The 16,754-nt window shown below is 51.6% G+C and carries 16 protein-coding genes and 1 other RNA gene; 7 read left to right on the plus strand and 10 right to left on the minus strand.

The window, feature by feature from the left end:
• Window positions 1-3: 3 nt before the first annotated feature.
• A complete protein-coding gene (locus tag C9I98_RS15205) occupies window positions 4-1,239 on the minus strand; it encodes a M20 family metallo-hydrolase (protein WP_107272166.1) in 1,236 nt (411 codons plus the stop codon).
• Window positions 1,240-1,532: 293 nt separating this feature from the next.
• On the opposite strand from C9I98_RS15205, the gene C9I98_RS15210 reads away from it, so the two are divergent.
• Window positions 1,533-2,810 (plus strand): hypothetical protein, encoded by a 1,278-nt coding sequence (locus C9I98_RS15210; RefSeq protein ID WP_146153881.1) that lies wholly within the window; start codon window positions 1,533-1,535, stop codon window positions 2,808-2,810.
• 6 nt (window positions 2,811-2,816) lie between these two features.
• Window positions 2,817-4,004: a multidrug effflux MFS transporter gene (locus tag C9I98_RS15215; protein ID WP_036818499.1), complete on the plus strand. Its 1,188-nt coding sequence runs from the start codon at window positions 2,817-2,819 to the stop codon at window positions 4,002-4,004.
• Window positions 4,005-4,494: 490 nt separating this feature from the next.
• Here the strand turns inward: C9I98_RS15215 and ffs are convergent.
• Window positions 4,495-4,591: signal recognition particle sRNA small type (gene ffs / locus C9I98_RS15220), an RNA gene on the minus strand.
• A gap of 187 nt (window positions 4,592-4,778) precedes the next feature.
• Complete coding sequence (locus tag C9I98_RS15225; RefSeq protein WP_036818502.1) at window positions 4,779-5,513, minus strand: VP0952 family biofilm-associated protein; 735 nt, start codon at window positions 5,511-5,513, stop codon at window positions 4,779-4,781.
• Between the two features lie 97 nt (window positions 5,514-5,610).
• On the opposite strand from C9I98_RS15225, the gene C9I98_RS15230 reads away from it, so the two are divergent.
• Window positions 5,611-5,916, plus strand: coding sequence for an MGMT family protein (locus tag C9I98_RS15230; RefSeq protein ID WP_036818511.1), 306 nt, complete (start codon window positions 5,611-5,613; stop codon window positions 5,914-5,916).
• A 19-nt stretch (window positions 5,917-5,935) separates the two neighbouring features.
• Here the strand turns inward: C9I98_RS15230 and C9I98_RS15235 are convergent, their stop codons facing one another.
• Window positions 5,936-6,355 (minus strand): YbaY family lipoprotein, encoded by a 420-nt coding sequence (locus C9I98_RS15235; RefSeq protein WP_036818505.1) that lies wholly within the window; start codon window positions 6,353-6,355, stop codon window positions 5,936-5,938.
• A gap of 139 nt (window positions 6,356-6,494) precedes the next feature.
• Between C9I98_RS15235 and tesB the strand changes: the two genes are divergently transcribed.
• Window positions 6,495-7,367, plus strand: a complete 873-nt coding sequence (gene tesB, locus C9I98_RS15240) for an acyl-CoA thioesterase II (RefSeq protein ID WP_036818507.1) — start codon at window positions 6,495-6,497, stop codon at window positions 7,365-7,367.
• Window positions 7,368-7,423: 56 nt separating this feature from the next.
• Here tesB and C9I98_RS15245 read toward each other — a convergent pair whose 3' ends face one another.
• From C9I98_RS15245 to C9I98_RS15255, 3 genes are all read right to left on the minus strand, one after another.
• Window positions 7,424-9,280, minus strand: coding sequence for a SmdB family multidrug efflux ABC transporter permease/ATP-binding protein (locus tag C9I98_RS15245; RefSeq protein WP_107272168.1), 1,857 nt, complete (start codon window positions 9,278-9,280; stop codon window positions 7,424-7,426).
• A complete protein-coding gene (locus C9I98_RS15250; RefSeq protein ID WP_107272169.1) occupies window positions 9,280-11,046 on the minus strand; it encodes an ABC transporter transmembrane domain-containing protein in 1,767 nt (588 codons plus the stop codon). Before C9I98_RS15250 ends, C9I98_RS15245 begins: the two co-directional genes overlap by 1 nt.
• 194 nt (window positions 11,047-11,240) lie before the next feature.
• Window positions 11,241-11,714 (minus strand): Lrp/AsnC family transcriptional regulator, encoded by a 474-nt coding sequence (locus tag C9I98_RS15255; RefSeq protein ID WP_036828273.1) that lies wholly within the window; start codon window positions 11,712-11,714, stop codon window positions 11,241-11,243.
• Window positions 11,715-11,876: 162 nt separating this feature from the next.
• On the opposite strand from C9I98_RS15255, the gene C9I98_RS15260 reads away from it, so the two are divergent.
• Both C9I98_RS15260 and queC read left to right on the plus strand, forming a co-directional pair.
• On the plus strand, window positions 11,877-12,944 hold the full coding sequence (locus C9I98_RS15260) for a PLP-dependent cysteine synthase family protein (RefSeq protein ID WP_036828271.1): 1,068 nt from the start codon (window positions 11,877-11,879) through the stop codon (window positions 12,942-12,944).
• Between the two features lie 282 nt (window positions 12,945-13,226).
• Window positions 13,227-13,925 carry a 7-cyano-7-deazaguanine synthase QueC gene (gene queC / locus C9I98_RS15265; protein WP_036825594.1) on the plus strand — a complete coding sequence of 233 codons (699 nt, stop codon included), beginning with the start codon at window positions 13,227-13,229 and terminating at the stop codon, window positions 13,923-13,925.
• Between the two features lie 72 nt (window positions 13,926-13,997).
• Here queC and prmB read toward each other — a convergent pair whose 3' ends face one another.
• Entirely contained in the window at window positions 13,998-14,930 is a 933-nt protein-coding gene (gene prmB, locus C9I98_RS15270) for a 50S ribosomal protein L3 N(5)-glutamine methyltransferase (RefSeq protein ID WP_036825590.1), read from the minus strand.
• A gap of 53 nt (window positions 14,931-14,983) precedes the next feature.
• Here prmB and smrB point away from each other — a divergent pair, with 53 nt between their 5' ends.
• Complete coding sequence (gene smrB / locus C9I98_RS15275; RefSeq protein ID WP_036825587.1) at window positions 14,984-15,514, plus strand: endonuclease SmrB; 531 nt, start codon at window positions 14,984-14,986, stop codon at window positions 15,512-15,514.
• 123 nt (window positions 15,515-15,637) lie between these two features.
• On the opposite strand, the gene C9I98_RS15280 is transcribed toward smrB, so the two are convergent.
• A complete protein-coding gene (locus C9I98_RS15280) occupies window positions 15,638-15,997 on the minus strand; it encodes a hypothetical protein (protein ID WP_081879007.1) in 360 nt (119 codons plus the stop codon).
• A gap of 111 nt (window positions 15,998-16,108) precedes the next feature.
• Window positions 16,109-16,582, minus strand: coding sequence for a phosphohistidine phosphatase SixA (gene sixA / locus C9I98_RS15285; RefSeq protein ID WP_036825585.1), 474 nt, complete (start codon window positions 16,580-16,582; stop codon window positions 16,109-16,111).
• Window positions 16,583-16,754: the final 172 nt, after the last annotated feature.

Below are 16,754 nucleotides of genomic sequence, written 5' to 3' on the forward strand. Positions count from 1 at the left end.
TCCCTATTGGTTTTCCATGTTGACAATAAACTGGGTCAGCACCTCGGCACCGGCTTCCAAATGCGCATTGTCGGTGTGCTCTTGCGGGTTATGGCTAAAGCCCTTTTCACTGGGTAAGAACACCATGCCGACCGGACATACTGCGGCAAAAATGCCTGCATCATGGCCCGCCCCGCTGTGAATAGGCACCGCTTGATGGCCAGCTAGCTCTGCAGCCGCCCCAAGTTGGCGTTGCAAGGCATCATCCATTGCCACTGCCGGCCCCTCGCCCATTAGCTCGGTTTCAAACCTTAAGCCTTCTGTTTCAGCCAGCTGCTCACAATAACCAATGATCTGGCGGTGCAAAGCATCGAGCTCGGGATCACTCACGTCACGGACATCGATTTCAAGATGGGCAATCGCCGGAATGATATTGGCGCGGTTTGGCAAGCAAGTAATACGACCGGCCGTAATCGTGGCGCTATCGGTGGAATGGGCATCAAGCAAGGCTGGAATATGGTGAATAAAGCCCGCTGCCGCCACCATGGCGTCGCGGCGTTGATCCATTGGTGTGGCACCGGCATGGTTAGCCTGCCCGAAAAACGACAACCTGACACGTCTCAATGCACTGATGGCACTGACAATGCCCAGTGAAATCCCCATCTGATCCAGCTTGGCTGCCTGCTCGATATGAAGTTCGACAAACGCTGCCGTATTTTGGGCATCATATTGTTGGGTCGCGATCGCTTCCGGAAACAAGCCATTTTGCTGGCACGCAGTAAAGTAGTCGACACCTTCGGTATTTTTCACCTGCTTGAGATCGTCTAGGCTGAACAGCCCCGTGACCGCCTTGCTGCCTATGAACGGACTTTTGAAGTCACACCCTTCTTCCGCTTCAAGCGCAATGATCTCAATGGGAAACTCAGTGTGAACGTGGCGACGGTTTAAGTCATCCACCATTTTTAGGCTACAGGCGATACCTGCCAAACCATCGTATTTTCCGGCATTGCGCACGGAATCATAGTGGGAACCAAACACCAAAGCCTTGGCTTGGCTATCTTGCCCTTGGCGGCGCCCCCGCACATTGCCGACATGATCAACATAGGCCTCAAGGCCAAGGTTTGTCATTGTATTAATTAGATATTCCCGGGCTTGCAGGGATTCTGGCGTACAAGGGAAACGTGTGACCCCATCTGTGGTGGTCGAGAAACTCGCCATATCCTCAAGAAAGGCGGCGATAGAAAACGAATAATCATCCATGATCAGCGTAATTGGTAATTAATATATTAAAGAGGTTATCCAGTATGCCTCAATTACATGTAACTTGTTAAGTTGTTAATTGCATCAAAATGCAACCCAAGCGACTAAAAAACCAACTTATAATCTTAAAAACAACAAGTTAAAGAAAATAAGCAAAACGTCGATTTTTAACTACCTCCGTGCCCAATCACGGCTGGGGGAAACAATTGTCGGCCATGCCAAGGCAGATCAACGTATCGCACGAAGAAAGTGCTAAGCTATCGGCCGTTAATTTAATATCGCAGGGTTGGGGAATGGTAAACAAAAGCAATGTATTGGTCTTTGGCGGCTTGGGGGATCCGCAAAGTGCCGTTGTCGGGCTATATCGAGACTTGCTCTCTAAGCTGCAAGACAACTACCAGCTAATCGCGGTTGACCCAAGCCTGGCACAACTGGATATCAGCCACCACGCCAAGCAACTGGGCATTGAATATGATGGCTACTTTGCCAACCTCACCGACTTTGGTTGCTCCCCCTTGGCAAGTACCCCGATCCAAGCGGTATTGATCCTGACGCCGGTCACCACCCACCTCGCTATTGTTCGGCAGGTCGCCAAGCTTGCATTAGCCGACGATGCCTTGATGGTTATCGAAAAGCCGTCCTTTGCCCTTGATGAAGTCTCGCAAGGCTTCGACCAAGACATTGAACAACTTAAGCGCCAAGGCTTACGTTTCTACTTTATTGATACCGCACTAGTGTCACCGGCGCTAGAGTATGTCTTCGACCACCAGCTGATCTCAGCAGCAGTGCCACCGCATAAAATCATCGCCCATGCCACTGATAATCCGTTGGCGAAATATGCCTATTTTCCATCATTTAGTTTTGAGCAAAAACTCACCGCCATTAATCAACGGGGCTTGGTCAACCTAAGCAAGAATGGCGGTGCCGGTATCGGCCTCGATATGGGTATTCATGCTGTGGCCGGGTTGATGCGGCTGCTTGATGAGACGGATTTTGGCTACCGGAACATCCAAATCGACCAGCTTCGCCTTGAAGCCCTCGACCACCCCGATCTAGAGCGCTACCCGGGGGCCGAAACCCACCTTTTCGTCCACGGCAAACTTGAGTGCCAGCACCAAGCCATTCCCTTTAATTTGATTGGCGGCAAGGGTGGCGACATTTGGGATCGCCGGTTAGAGCTTCATTACAGTGATAAAATCATTTCCATCGGCTTTGGTACCCTTAAGCACTACCCCTACGTCCATATCCAGCAAGGAAACGAAGCCACTTGGCGTACCTTCCCGCTCACCACTGCCGGGTACCCTCAGCACTTTGCCGATATCCTCTGCCTTTTGGAACTTGGGGGGGAAGACACACTGACCATCAGTTGCCAGCAAAGCGAACGGCTGATGAAAAATGCAATGAAGCTATTTGAAGCCACCTATTATCATGCAGGCAAAGCCCATGACGTGCGCGAGCAAGCCATCTATAAAGTCAATGAGCACCTACCACGATTTTTAACCAAGGATGAGATCCACCATAGAAGCCGGCTTGATAGCTTCATGAAAAAGCATTGCGAGATAGGACAGTAACCCAACATGACCGATAAAAGCTTCTGGCGTACCCTTGCCCTTGCCTGCTTGATCATCAGCGTCGGCCAACTCAGCACGGGATTGGTTTTTCCCTCCCTGCCATGGATAGCCAAAGACTTTGATATCTCACTCGACCAAGCGCAGTTACTGGTCAGTATTTACCTACTCGGCTTTGGGCCATCCCAATTTCTGTATGGCCCAATTTCAGATGCGCTAGGCAGAAAGAAGGTGTTACTGGCCGGACTGTTGATCGCCCTTTGCGGCCTATTCATGATCATTGCGCTCAACCACTCCTTTACCGGCATGGTCATGGGGCGTTTCCTACAAGGACTAGGGACAGGGTGCTGCGCAGTTTTGGCCAGGGCTTCAACCCGCGATAGGTTCAATGGCGCAGAGCTGCCGCTGGCGATGTCATATATCGCCATGGCGGCTTCAATCACCCCGCTGCTAGCACCGGTGCTTGGTGGCTTTATCAACTTTCACTTTGGTTGGACCATGGTGTTTGTTTCATTGTTTGGCTATGTCTCCTTCGCTTGGTTGGTCTTTGCCTTCCGCTTTCAAGAAACCATGAAATGCACCTCCAAGGTGCCTTCACCGAAGCAAATGGCGCGGCAATACTGGCAACTAATAAGCTCGCGCTACTTTATGAGCTTTGCCAGTATTAGCTGGCTTAATTTCAGCCTGATGATCACCACCGTCTCAGTCATGCCATTTATCATGCAAAACCAAATCGGCATGACCTCTGACGAATACGCCATGTGGGCGCTGATCCCGGCAATGGGCATGCTAATGGGGACCACCCTGTGTAATCGCATCAGACCCAAAATCGGGTCTCGCAAGATGCTGCTCTATACTCCCGTACTGCATGCCTTTGCCGCACTGTGGCTGTTCTTTTGCCCGCTTGAGCCGCTCTACCTGATGCTGGGGCAGCTATTGATGATCCTCGGCAACGGCATTGCCCTACCTTGTGCCCAGGCCATGGTAATGCAGCCATACAAGAAGCAGGCCGGAGCGGCGGCGGCAATGTCGGGGGGCGGACAGATGATCGCCTCGTCTATCGTTAGCATGTCTTTGGTACAACTCGGCCTTAGCCAACCTTGGCACTTATCCATCGTGATTGCGGTATTTGCCCTTATCACCCTGAGTAACATCATTCGCGGTTTCAAGGTTAGCCCAGATGTACAACCAACCTAGCCATCTCGCTGGGTAGGAGACACATATGGCGTGGTACTGGCTGGCAAGTGTAATAAAGCAGGGGCCGATAAATTTGTTGTGAATTGAGCAGCCGCTAGCAAACATCTGTCACTAACTGACCTATTAAGAATGGCCGCCGGTGGGAATAATGGCACCCATATGATCTACGCCGATCGTATGGAATCTTTGCCCCTTTTCCCATTTGGGGCTTTTTTTTACCCGCTATTACCGCCACTATCAATTCCACAAAATTTCACAATAGCCCCTCATCCGGTGCATCCGTAATACCAACCTACATAAATACACGGAAAGTGCTGAACTTCTTAAGTGCTAGCCTTCGATTTGTAGCAAAGAAAACAATGGAGTATCTAATTCAAAAGTGGGCATCAACAGAAGGTATTACTAGTAGTGATAATGCGTGATTAAAGGAATAACAGCAGGGAGAGTAGTCGGCATCAGTGGGTTTACCAAACGCCAGATGGGTGGAAGCCCCCACCAGCCACATCCCGGCACACACGACACCTGCTGCGGTTGCTCCCTTCCGGGCCTGGCCGAGTTCACAGGTTAGTGTTGCGGGAGGACCAATGGGGGCCTCCATAGATTCTTTGTCTCATTTCGAGAACGGGAAGGATTATCCGTTAAGCCTCGGCATAATGCAAGGACTGATAAGCGCAAACCAGACCGAATGCTGCTTTATTGCGCAGCATCCGCTATTTGGTTGCATCTTCACCCAATCAGGCTTCGAGCAGCAAGATAACCAACTGACGCTGAAGGCTAAACTTCTTCTTCCGGATCTTCCAACAAGTACTCGCCTAGCAGCGCGCCGCCTAGCACCAGTAGCCATGCCACCAATACCGGGCTAGGTACTTCAAACCAAGGCACCAACACCAAAGTGGCAAAACCGATAGCCGGCAGAATCCAGCTCATTCTTGGTACCCACTCAGCTATCTTGCTATTGCGCATACCTTGCAGCGCGGCAATAACCCCGGTGGTACACAGGGCGACCAGCGCGGCATGCTCCATACCGCCAACCCACAGCGGCACCACCAAAAATAGCGGCCACCAGGTATTGCCATCAACAACGCGCCAGCTTCTGGCGGCAATCCATATGATGCCAACGGCAATGATTTGAATAACGGTATACGTTGGCGAGCCTTCAAGCTTACCCTCGCCTTGCAACGCCATGAGCCCGACGTCCATAGCAAGCACAATCGAGATCAACAGCGCAGCCAGCTGCCACGACCCTTTCGACGAGCAACAAACGGCAAAAACAGGTAACATCATGAAAAGACTGACAGACAGCGCGAGCGGTTGTTCGGGCAGCACGAACCCGAAAGAGCCGAGCCCGATAAGCAGTAACCAAGCACTGACGCCCCCTTGCGGCAGCAGCCACAAAGCGGGAATAGCGAGGGCAAGGGCTGGCAGCTCTCCTTGGCTTTGGCCCAGTGCACTAACGCCGACAATGGTCAACACTACGCTGACCACAACAAGTAACGCGGCATACAACATGGCAGCACCTCCTTGCGTTATGCTGATAGCGGCAAGGAAAATAACAATACCAGTGGGTATTTTGCCCTATCAGATTTTGTTTGGCATAGGTATAAATATGGACGATTTCGCAAGTCAAATCTACACCCAAGTTCACCAAATTCCGATTGGGAAAGTGGCAACTTACGGAGATATCGCAAAATTTTCAGGCTTTCCCGGTTATGCACGCCAAGTGGGCAGGCTAATGGCGACGCTACCGGAAGGCTCGAGTATCCCCTGGCATCGGGTGATCAATTCAAAAGGTGCGATTTCGCTAACAGGGCATGATTTAGAGCGGCAACGAAAAAAACTGGTCGCTGAAGGTGTCGAGGTATCGGAAACAGGGCGGATCCGATTGGCTAAATACCGCTGGGATGGCTTTTAGGCCACCCCAACGAAACAACTTAGTTTACTTTCACCAAAACGAGGTTCTTTTGCATGGTTGCATTGGCGTCGGTGATCACATGGTTGGCAGTATCTGTAATGAATACCAATTTGCCATCCACTTCAATACGGGCGCTCACCGCGTAGGTCATGTTCGGCTCAATGTCATCGCGCAAGAAGTTAAGCTGAAAGTTAAATGGCACCTGATTGCCATCAGCCAAAAATGCTTGGCTACTGATCAACTCTGCTGGGGCATCCATTTTCGACACATCAGACAAGGTAACGGTAATACGGGCATTATCCGGCAGCGCAATACGCTCGCGGTAAGTGACGGTGCCTGTTACCTGCTCCAAGCTGGTGTCCTCTGATACTAGGTTGGTACATGCTGATACCACAAGCGCAATAAACAGCGCCGAAATCAGTAGTAAAACCCGTTTCATTTATTATCTCCGTGTATACAGCATGAGTTGTACTTGAACTAAATGGCAAACTGAATGATTATCAGAACATTAACGAACAAATAATCACCACCAGCACGACATTTATTTCCGTAATGATAACATTATTTATGGAGCTCCAATGAGCAAAGAACTGAATGAACTTCTCACTCTGCTACATTTAGAACAACTTGAGCAGGGCTTATTTCGTGGACAGAGTGAACATTTAGGCTTACCCCAAGTTTATGGCGGCCAAGTGCTCGGCCAATCTTTATCCGCAGCCAAAGAAACCGTCGACGAAGAGCGACAGGTACACTCTTTCCACAGCTATTTCCTGCGTCCTGGCGATCCGCACAAGCCAATCATCTATGATGTCGAGAACCTTAGGGATGGAAAAAGCTTCAGTACCCGCCGGGTGAAGGCAATCCAATACGGCCGCCCAATTTTTTACCTAACGGCGTCCTACCAAGCGGAAGAAGACGGCTTCAGCCACCAGTCAATGATGCCCCAGGCTCCGAGCCCGGATACGCTCAAATCAGAGCAAGAGTTGATCCAAACCATTGCCCACGGGCTACCAAAGATTGCCGTCGAAACCTTCGGTCGCGAGCGCCCGATTGAAGTGCGCCCGGTGAACATTGTGAACCCGTTAAAGCCACAAGCCATGGAAGCCAAGCAGTATCTCTGGATCAAGGCCAACGGCGAGATGCCCGACGACCCGCGCATCCACCAATACGTGCTCGCCTATGCCTCTGATTGGGGATTCTTGGTCACCGCGCTTCAACCGCATGGGGTGAGCTTGCTGTCACCCAACATGAAAGTGGCCACTATCGACCATTCAATGTGGTACCACCGACCGTTTAGGATGGACGAGTGGCTGCTCTATGCTATCGATAGCCCGTCAGCCAGCGGCGCGCGAGGATTTGTCCGGGGTGAAATCTACAACCAAAAAGGCGAGCTTGTTGCCTCTGCGGTACAAGAAGGCTTAATGCGCCATACTTCGCCTAAGCAAAAATAGCCGCCGCAAACGCCACTCATATAAAAAACAAGGCAGCCTCGCTGCCTTGTTCACGTCTAGCCTGAAACCTCTGACTCCAGCTGGTGAAGGTGCTCGCCAGCCTGTTGCAACTGGTACATTTGCCAATAATGCCCTTGTTGCAAAAGCAGCTGCCCATGCTTGCCCCGCTCCAAAATCTCACCATGGCTCAACACAATAATTTCGTCAGCATCGACTATCGTCGACAAACGGTGGGCTATCACCACAATACTCATGTCCCGGCGCAAGGTGGCCAACGCACGCTGAATATGCTGTTCGGTACCCGAATCAATATTGGCTGTCGCTTCATCCAAGATCAGTATTTTCGGCTTGGCGACAAATACCCTCGCCAAAGCCAGCAGTTGCTTCTGGCCGGCAGAGAGGCTGACACCCCCGCTACCCAGCTCGGTATCAAGCCCCTGTTCATACTGACGTATTTGACCAGCCAGGCCGACCTTTTCCAGTGCCAGCCAAATATCATCGTCCGTAATTATCTGACCAACGCCGCTATCAGCAAGCCGCCCCAAGGTAATATTGTCCCGTACACTCGCCGCGAGGATATGCGGGTCTTGCTGCACCATGGCGATCCCCTCGCGTAAAACAGGGTGTGCCAATGACGGTAACCGCCGACCATCCAAATAGATCTCTCCCTCGCCCACCGGATAGAAGCCCATCAACAACGATGCCAGTGTACTCTTGCCGCTCCCCGTATGACCCACCAAGGCCAGAAAGCCACAATGGGGAACAGAGACATCAATACCGTCGAGCACATTTTGCTTACCATCGTAGCTAAAGCGAATACCGCGGCACTCCAGCTTGCCAGATTGCATCAAGCGCTGATCGTCACCATAGGCTTGCTGCTCTGCATCGATAAAGCCAAAAATCCGCTCACTGGCAACCAATGCCTGCTGCAACAGCGACAGCTGCTGGGTCAACTCAATTAAGGGCTCGGTCACACGGCCAAGGTAGCTGACAAAGGCATACAGTACCCCCACCCCAATCAGCTCAACACCACTGACACCAAACAAGGCGACCAAAGAGAGCAAGGCCACCCCGGACAGGAAATCAATCAGCGGGCGCAGTAAAATGCCATTTAGCTTGGTCACATTAATTTGTGCGCCAAGGTGGTCATTGGTCAGGGACGAAAACTGCTGATAGAACGCCTTCTCCTGTCGCATCAACTGGATCAGGCTCATGCCTTGGATCGACTCACTCATCGACGCATTAATATCGGCCAGTAAATCCCGGATCCGCCGATAGGCTTCCGCACTCCGGCGTTGGTACAACACCATGACGGCAATCACAATCGGCAGCAAGACCAACACCACCATGGTCAAGCGCCAACTGATAATACTCATCACCACCAGCATCACGACGATCAAAGTGACATTCTTTAATACCGTGCCAATCACGTAGACATAGAAATCCTTGATTGACTCGGTATCGTTGGTCACCCGCGAAATCAGCTTGCCGGTCGGCATATAGTCGAACGCTGACAATGGCTGGTTCATGATCCGGCCAAAGAGTTGCTTGCGAACCGTTTGTACCACCCCCACCGCAATTTCATTGAACCGCAGCGACTGTAAATAACGAAACCAGGCCGCCGCTATCATCAAGCCGATATACGCCACAGCCAACAGGGCAACATCTTCCGCTGGGTAACGATTGGCAGCGATATTGTTATCGATAAATCGCTGGATCAACCAAGGACCGGAAACATCCGCCACCGATGCCACCAGCAATAACCCAATTGCCAGCGACAACTTTTTCTTATCCGCCAAGGCATAGCTGAGCAGGCGCTTCAAGGTCGAGACGTTTAGGGCCGAGTTGTTCGGGGTTGATACTTTTTGTTCCGCCGCTTTCGAGTCCGAAATATTTGTTGTCTGCTCTTCCATTATTCCCCCTCGATGGCCTGTTCAAGTTTCTGGTAACGGTACATCTCGGCATACCATTTATCTTGCTCCAACAGTCCGGCATGGTCGCCGTGTTCAGCCACCTTGCCCTGTTGCAGCACCAAGATATTATCGGCGTCTTCCAATGCTGTTAGGCGATGGGCAATCACAATCACGGTTTGCCGTTGATGCTGGCGAGCTGGATCGTGGAGGTTTGAACGTTTCAAGTTTTGCAAAATTTGATGCTCGGTTTTACCGTCAACCGCAGACAAGGCATCATCCAGCACTAAAATTTCAGCCTCCAGCAATAGCGCCCGGGCAATAGCGATGCGTTGCTTCTGCCCGCCAGAAAGGGTGATCCCCTTTTCCCCGACTAAGGTTTGGTAGCCTTCAGGAAACTGCATGATATCGCTGTCGATACAAGCCGCTTTCGCCGCAGCACGCACCTGCGCCAAGGTGGCAGCCGGCCGCCCCAATGCAATATTGTCGGCAATGGAGCGCGAGAACAGAAACGGGCTTTGGCTGACCACCGCAAACCGGCTACGCCACTGCTCCAAGTCAGCTTGGCGTATTGTCACATTGCCATAGCGGATACTGCCCTGCTCAAGCTCTTGCTGGCGAAGCAGCAGTGCCAGCAAGGTAGACTTCCCGCTGCCGATTGGCCCGGCAATGCCCAACATTTGTCCTGCGCTTAGGGTGAAAATGACATCCTGAAGTGCTGGCTGGCTTTGCGCCTGCCAGTGAAACCGATCAATGGCCACCTCCAGCGGCTGATTGTCTTGCGGCATTGATTGCTCGCCGCTGACAATATCGGGCATCACCCCAAAAATCACCTCCAGCCTTTTCCAAGCCGCCGAGCCACGCTCGAGGATATTGAACAGCCATGCCATCGCTAGCATCGGCCAGATCATCAAACCTTGGTAAAGGGTAAAGGCGGTGAGATCCCCCAAGGTCAAGCGCCCCTGATGCACCATGTACGCCCCACCGGCAATACTGAGGAAAAATGACATTCCTATCGCAATTTGGATCACCGGATCGAACTTGGCATCGACCCTTTCGACCGCGAGGTTCTTTTCACCCACCTTATCAACGACATCGGCAAAATCCGCCTGCTGGCGCTGCTCCAAACCGAATGCACGTACCATCCTGACACCGTTCAGGCTCTCTTGGGTTTTATCAGTGAGATCAGAGAAGGCCGCTTGCGAGGCGGAAAAGCGGGTATGAAGTTGGCGGCCAAGGAAAAACACCGCAATGGCCATCAACGGCATAGGCAGCAGTGCCAAGATGGTCAGCTCCCAGCTCAGCATCGTGGTCATAATGAACAGCACGGCCAACCCCGTGATCAACGAATCGGCAGCCGTTAGCACCCCCTCGCCCGCCGTCATGACCACGGCATTGACATCATTGGTCGAGCGCGCCATTAAATCACCGGTTTTATAACGCTCGAAGAAGATAGGCGGGTGGGAGGAAAAGTGTTTATACAAGCGGTTTCTCAACACCGAGCCAAGTTCGGCAGCGGCGCCAAACAGCCAAATCCGCCAGATGATCCGCAGCACGTAAACAACACCCCAAAGTGCTGCCAAACCACCCAGCCACAATAGCATAGTGCCCGAATCAATCTCGCCACTGACCACACCATCGACTATCCAACCAATGGCGCGGGGCGGCAGCAACTCAAAAAGGGAAACGAGGATCAGAATAAAGATGGCGCCCGCATAACGCCGCCACTGTTGGCGAAAGTACCACCTTAATTGCCAAAATATTTGCATCGCTCCTCCCTCGCACTGCTTATACCCAAGCTACTTCAAGGTATATATGATTCTTTTCATTATGAAAAACAATAAGCAACGCGATCAATACGAAAAAAGCCGATAGCCTAAAAAGGCGATGAATAACTAATACTTTGCGAGCGACACTACACTATTCAGAATAGTTATGATTAAAACCACGGCATTAAAACGCTTTATACTGGCAACGCCGTCGTGTACTTCAAAGGCTCCATGGCGAAAGTGGAGGTCACATTGGTTAAGCCCTCGATACTGTTGACCAGTTTCTTGTAAAACTTATCGAAAGCAGCCATGTCGGCGACCTGCACCTTCATCATGTAGTCATACTCACCCGCCATGCGGTAGAACTCCATGACCTCGGGGAAGTCGGACACCGTCTCGACAAAGCAGTGGTACCACTCCTTGGAATGATTGCTGGTTTTAATTTGCACAAACGCGGTAAATGCCAGGCCGAGCTTGACCGGATCCAGCAAGGCAACCCGCTGGCGCAATACCCCGCTCTCTTCCAGTCGCTTGAGTCGCTTCCAGCACGGCGTCGTGGTCAAGTTGACCGCTTCGGCCAGCTCAGCCAGCGCCAAGGTGCCATCTTGCTGCAACATACGTAAAAGTGTTCTATCTGTTTTGTCCAAACCCGCAATGCCATTACCCATTAAAACCACCCAAGAGTAAAAATTTCTCCACAATATGGATGATAGAGCAAATAAGGTAAAGATTTTTTCTACGTTGGCGTTTACATTATTGTCATAACATAAAGATGCTAACGATAAAAACAGTCAGCCCGCGATTAACGCCAACGCCGAAAAGGAGCCACCATGAGCCACGACCCACAATGGATTAACAATGCCATCCGCAAAATTGAAGCCGACTTCCAGCGCTCTGCGGACACCCATTTAATCAAGCTCGATATCCCGGCCCTTGACGGAATTGATATCTACCTTAAAGACGAAAGCACCCACCCAACCGGTAGCTTGAAGCACCGCCTGGCACGCTCGCTATTCCTCTATGCCCTGTGTAACGGCTGGATTGGTGAAGACACGACAATCATCGAGTCATCGTCGGGCAGCACCGCGGTATCAGAAGCCTACTTCGCCCGCTTGCTCGGCTTGCCGTTTATCGCTGTCGTGCCAAGAAAAACCGCGCAGAAGAAGATTGAGCAAATTGAGTTCTATGGTGGCCGCGCCCACTTCGTCGACAGCCCTGCCGCTATCTATGACGAATCGCGCCGCCTTGCCAAAGAGCTAAACGGCCATTACATGGATCAATTTACCTTCGCCGAGCGTGCAACCGACTGGCGCGGCAACAACAATATCGCCAACAGTATTTTCGAGCAGATGGAGCTTGAAGCGCACCCAATCCCAAGCTGGATTGTGATGAGCCCGGGTACTGGCGGCACATCCGCAACAATTGGCCGTTATATCCGCTACCAGATGCACCCAACCAAACTATGTGTGGTGGATCCTGAAAACTCCGTTTTCCACGACTATTACAAAACCCGCGATCTATCGCTAACCGGAGAATGTGGTAGCCGTATCGAAGGCATTGGCCGCCCGCGCGTAGAGCCAAGTTTCATTCCCGATGTGATTGATCAAATGCGCACCATTCCGGACGCCGCCAGTATCGCCACTGTTCACTGGTTGGAAAAACTGCTGGGCCGCAAAGCCGGCGCTTCTACCGGCACCAACCTTTATGGTGTGCTGCAACTGGCTTGTGAAATGAAAGCCCGTGGTGAAAAAGGCTCGATTGTTACCCTGCTCTGCGATAGCGGCGAACGCTACCTCGATACCTACTTCAATGCCGAATGGGTGAAAGAGAATATCGGCGATATCTCCGGCTATCTTGAACAGTTAACCCACTTTGAGCAAACGGGGACATTGGGCTAATAGCTAAACCTAGCGATTGATTCGCATCTTACCCACCACCTTTAAGCTAGCCGCAGCATCTCGCTGCGGCTTTTTTATTTAAAGCGCAAAACCCACTCAAGTCTTGCAGGCACCTTCCCTCTTAACCTGCACTGCGGTAGCATTGTGTTGCCAATAGAGAACCTGCTGTTGGTCTACCCTTGATTGCGAACAGCGATAAGGCTAGCACTAACATGGTGCTGCTTAGCGGGTAGTTCCCTACCGACTGTTTTTCGGTACGAATACAACATAGGATACAAATACATGCGCAAAGCCGTAGTTGTTTTTAGTGGCGGCCAAGACTCCACCACCTGCCTGATCCAAGCCATGGCAAATTATGATGAAGTTCACTGCATTACCTTTGATTATGGCCAGCGCCATAAACTTGAAATCGAAGTGGCCGAATCCATTTGCAAAGAGCTGAACGTCGCGGCCCACAAGGTCATGGATGTCGGCCTGCTCAATGAACTGGCGATTAGCTCACTGACTCGCGACAACATTGAAGTTTCCCACGAGCTGCAGGCCAACGGCCTACCGAACTCGTTTGTACCGGGCCGCAACATCTTGTTCCTAACCCTAGCCGGGATTTATGCTTACCAGATCGGAGCCGAAGCCGTGATCACCGGTGTATGTGAAACCGACTTTTCCGGTTATCCAGACTGCCGCGACGAGTTTGTGAAATCACTGAACCAATCGCTGGTGCTGGGAATGGATCGCCCGTTGAATATCGAGACTCCGCTTATGTGGCTAAACAAAGCGGAAACCTGGGCGCTGGCTGATCAGTACAGCAAGCTGGATTTCGTTCGCGAGAAAACCCTAACCTGCTACAACGGCATTATCGGTGATGGCTGTGGCGACTGCCCTTCTTGCGATCTTCGCAAGGCTGGCCTTGATGATTACCAGGGCAACAAGGAAGCCATTATGGCGGAGCTAACCAGCAAGCAAAGCGCTGGGCAGGCTTAATCGTCTCTACCGCCCATAAAAAAACCGAAGCACTTTTCAGGGCTTCGGTTTTTTATTATTCACAATGACAGATTAGTCGCGGTATAGCGCGAACTCTTCTTGGCACTCAACCAGCTGCTCGCGGGTCATCATAAACACGCCGTGGCCGCCGTTGTCGAACTCAATCCAAGTAAACGGAATATGCGGGTACTGCTCTTCCATGTGGATCATTGAGTTGCCCACTTCACAAATCAATACACCGTTCTCTTTCAAGTAGTCAGGCGCATTGGCAAGGATACGGCGAACCAGTTTCAGACCGTCGGTACCCGCGGCAAGGCCAAGTTCTGGCTCATGGCGGAACTCGTCCGGCAGGCTGTCCATGTCTTCTTGGTCAACGTACGGCGGGTTGGTGACAATCAGGTCGTATTGATCTTTTGGCACGTCGCGCAGCAAATCAGAGCGAAGCGGGATCACCTGCTGCTCAAGGCCGTGGTCTTGGATGTTCTGCTCGGCCACCGCCAATGCATCCGTCGAGATATCGACAACATCCACTTCCGCTTCTGGGAAGGCGTGGGCACAAGCAATACCGATACAACCCGAGCCGGTACACAGATCCATAATGCGCGTTGGGCGCTCGGCAAAGAAAGGTTCGAAGTTGTTTTCGATGAGCTCGCCAATCGGCGAACGCGGCACAAGTACGCGCTCATCAACAAAGAACTCCATGCCGCAGAACCATGCCTTGTTGGTTAGGTAGGCCACTGGCGTGCGCTCGTTGATACGACGAATAACACGCTCAACAATGCGCAGGCGCTCGCTGCTTGTTAGGCGCGAGTGGCGAACTTCCGATGGAATATCCAATGGCAAGTACAGGGTTGGCAGTACAAGCTGGACTGCTTCATCCCATGCATTATCAGTGCCGTGGCCGTAAAAAAGACCCGCTGCATTGAAACGGCTGACCGTCCAGCGTAGCATGTCCTGCAATGTATGAAGTTCGTTGACAGCTTCGTCGACAAAAATCTTATCCAAAATAGCCTCCGAATGGCGCTACAATACCGCTATAGAGTTGTTGGAATTTCACTATGAGTAAAAAAGATCTTACCCTGGAAGATGACCTAGCACTCTTTCAGGATGCGGTTAAGGGCGTAAAAAAGATATCGAATGATACCATAATCACGCCACGCCGACAGAGCCCAAAAGCCGATAAGCCTAAAGTCTCGGCAAAAGAGACCCAAAATCATGAGTTTTACTTCTCAGATGAGTTCGAACCTCACCTTAATGAAAACGGCCCGACCCAGTATGCCCGTACCGGCGTGTCTAAGTATGAAGTAAAAAAATTGCGCCGCGGTGTCTATGTGCCCGACATGTATCTCGACATGCACGGTATGACCCAGCAGGAAGCCAAGCGTGAGCTTGCAGCCATGATTGCCGCCTGTATCAAAGAAAGCGTGGCCTGTTGCTGTGTGATGCACGGCATTGGTAAACACATCCTCAAGCAGAAAGCCCCGATGTGGCTGGCCCAGCACCCTGATGTGATGGCATTCCACCAGGCACCGCTTGAATTTGGTGGCGATGGTGCGCTGCTGGTCTTACTCGATATTCCTGAGCGCTAGAAGAGCGCGCCTCGCAAAACACTATTTAGCGTGCGAGAGTACCAATCACTATTGTGAGTACAAAAAAACGAAGGGCAGGAACGCATGTTCCTGCCCTTGCTGTATTCATTAAGCCAATTCAGCTTAGTATACGTAGCGAGCCAACGCGCCCACATTGATCACCTGGCCTTCGACAATGAGGGTCACCTCGCCGCTATCGCAAATTTGCATGCGGGTTTTGACGGCCTGCTCGCTGTAGTAGTGCTCGCAGTTACCGTTACGGGCACTGTCGATGCGAGAAAAGATAGTAATGCCTGCCGGGCTTAGGAAGTTTTGCGGCGAGGCAAAGGTCAACGTACTACCCGATGCCGAAATGTGCATTTCCTCACTGATACCGTTGGCCCACTTAATCGCGCCATTAGCATTGATACTTGGTGCCATTGGTGCCTGCACACACCCAGCCAACAACGCGGCTCCCATAAGCAGTGATAATTTTCCTTTCATCGCCATATCTTTTGAATAATCGTCAACAACAATACCTAATTAGGGTATCGACCAGCACACGAGAAACCTGAGCTTTTTTCATCGCCCTTTTTCAGTTCCACGCCAAAGGCGCTAGCCTTCGGGGTTTGCCTGCCACAGCAGCTCACTGGCTTCCGTGTCAGGATCGTACTCAATCGCCGCAATCGACGAGGTGATAAACATCGGTGGCTGAAGGCCTGCAACCAATTCTGCCGTAAGGTAACCAACCAACGGCAGGTGCGACACCACCAGCAAGGTTTCAGGGCGCTCTAGCGACACCACAGCCTTGATGTAAGCAGCGACACTGTCGGCATCGCCGTAGGGCGTTATATCATCGAGTGTCATCAACCGCTTTGGCTCTGGTAAGTGCCCGGCCATTGACTGCCATGTCTGCTGCGCACGCAAGTAAGGGCTGACCCATACCATGTCCAGATCACTACCAAGCTGCGACGCGAGCTGCACAGCCATCTGGGATGATAAAGCCTCACCTCGTGGGGTTAGCGGGCGTTCTGCATCACTCGGAGCAAAGTTATGAGCCTCACCGTGACGCATGATATAAATTCGCATAATTCTTCCAATTACTACCGTCGTAAAATCACAGGTGCGCTATCTATTTTTACTGTCGGCACGCTGAAATTGATCAACTTCACTTTCTGCTGTTCAGCTCTCTAGCTGGCTTATTTGCCATGCTAACAAGTTAGCTGGCCCGAAAACAGCCATAAAAACGACTCTCTCTCGG

The sequence above is a fragment of the Photobacterium sanctipauli genome, assembly GCF_003026495.1.
In the GTDB taxonomy this organism is placed as follows: domain Bacteria; phylum Pseudomonadota; class Gammaproteobacteria; order Enterobacterales; family Vibrionaceae; genus Photobacterium; species Photobacterium sanctipauli.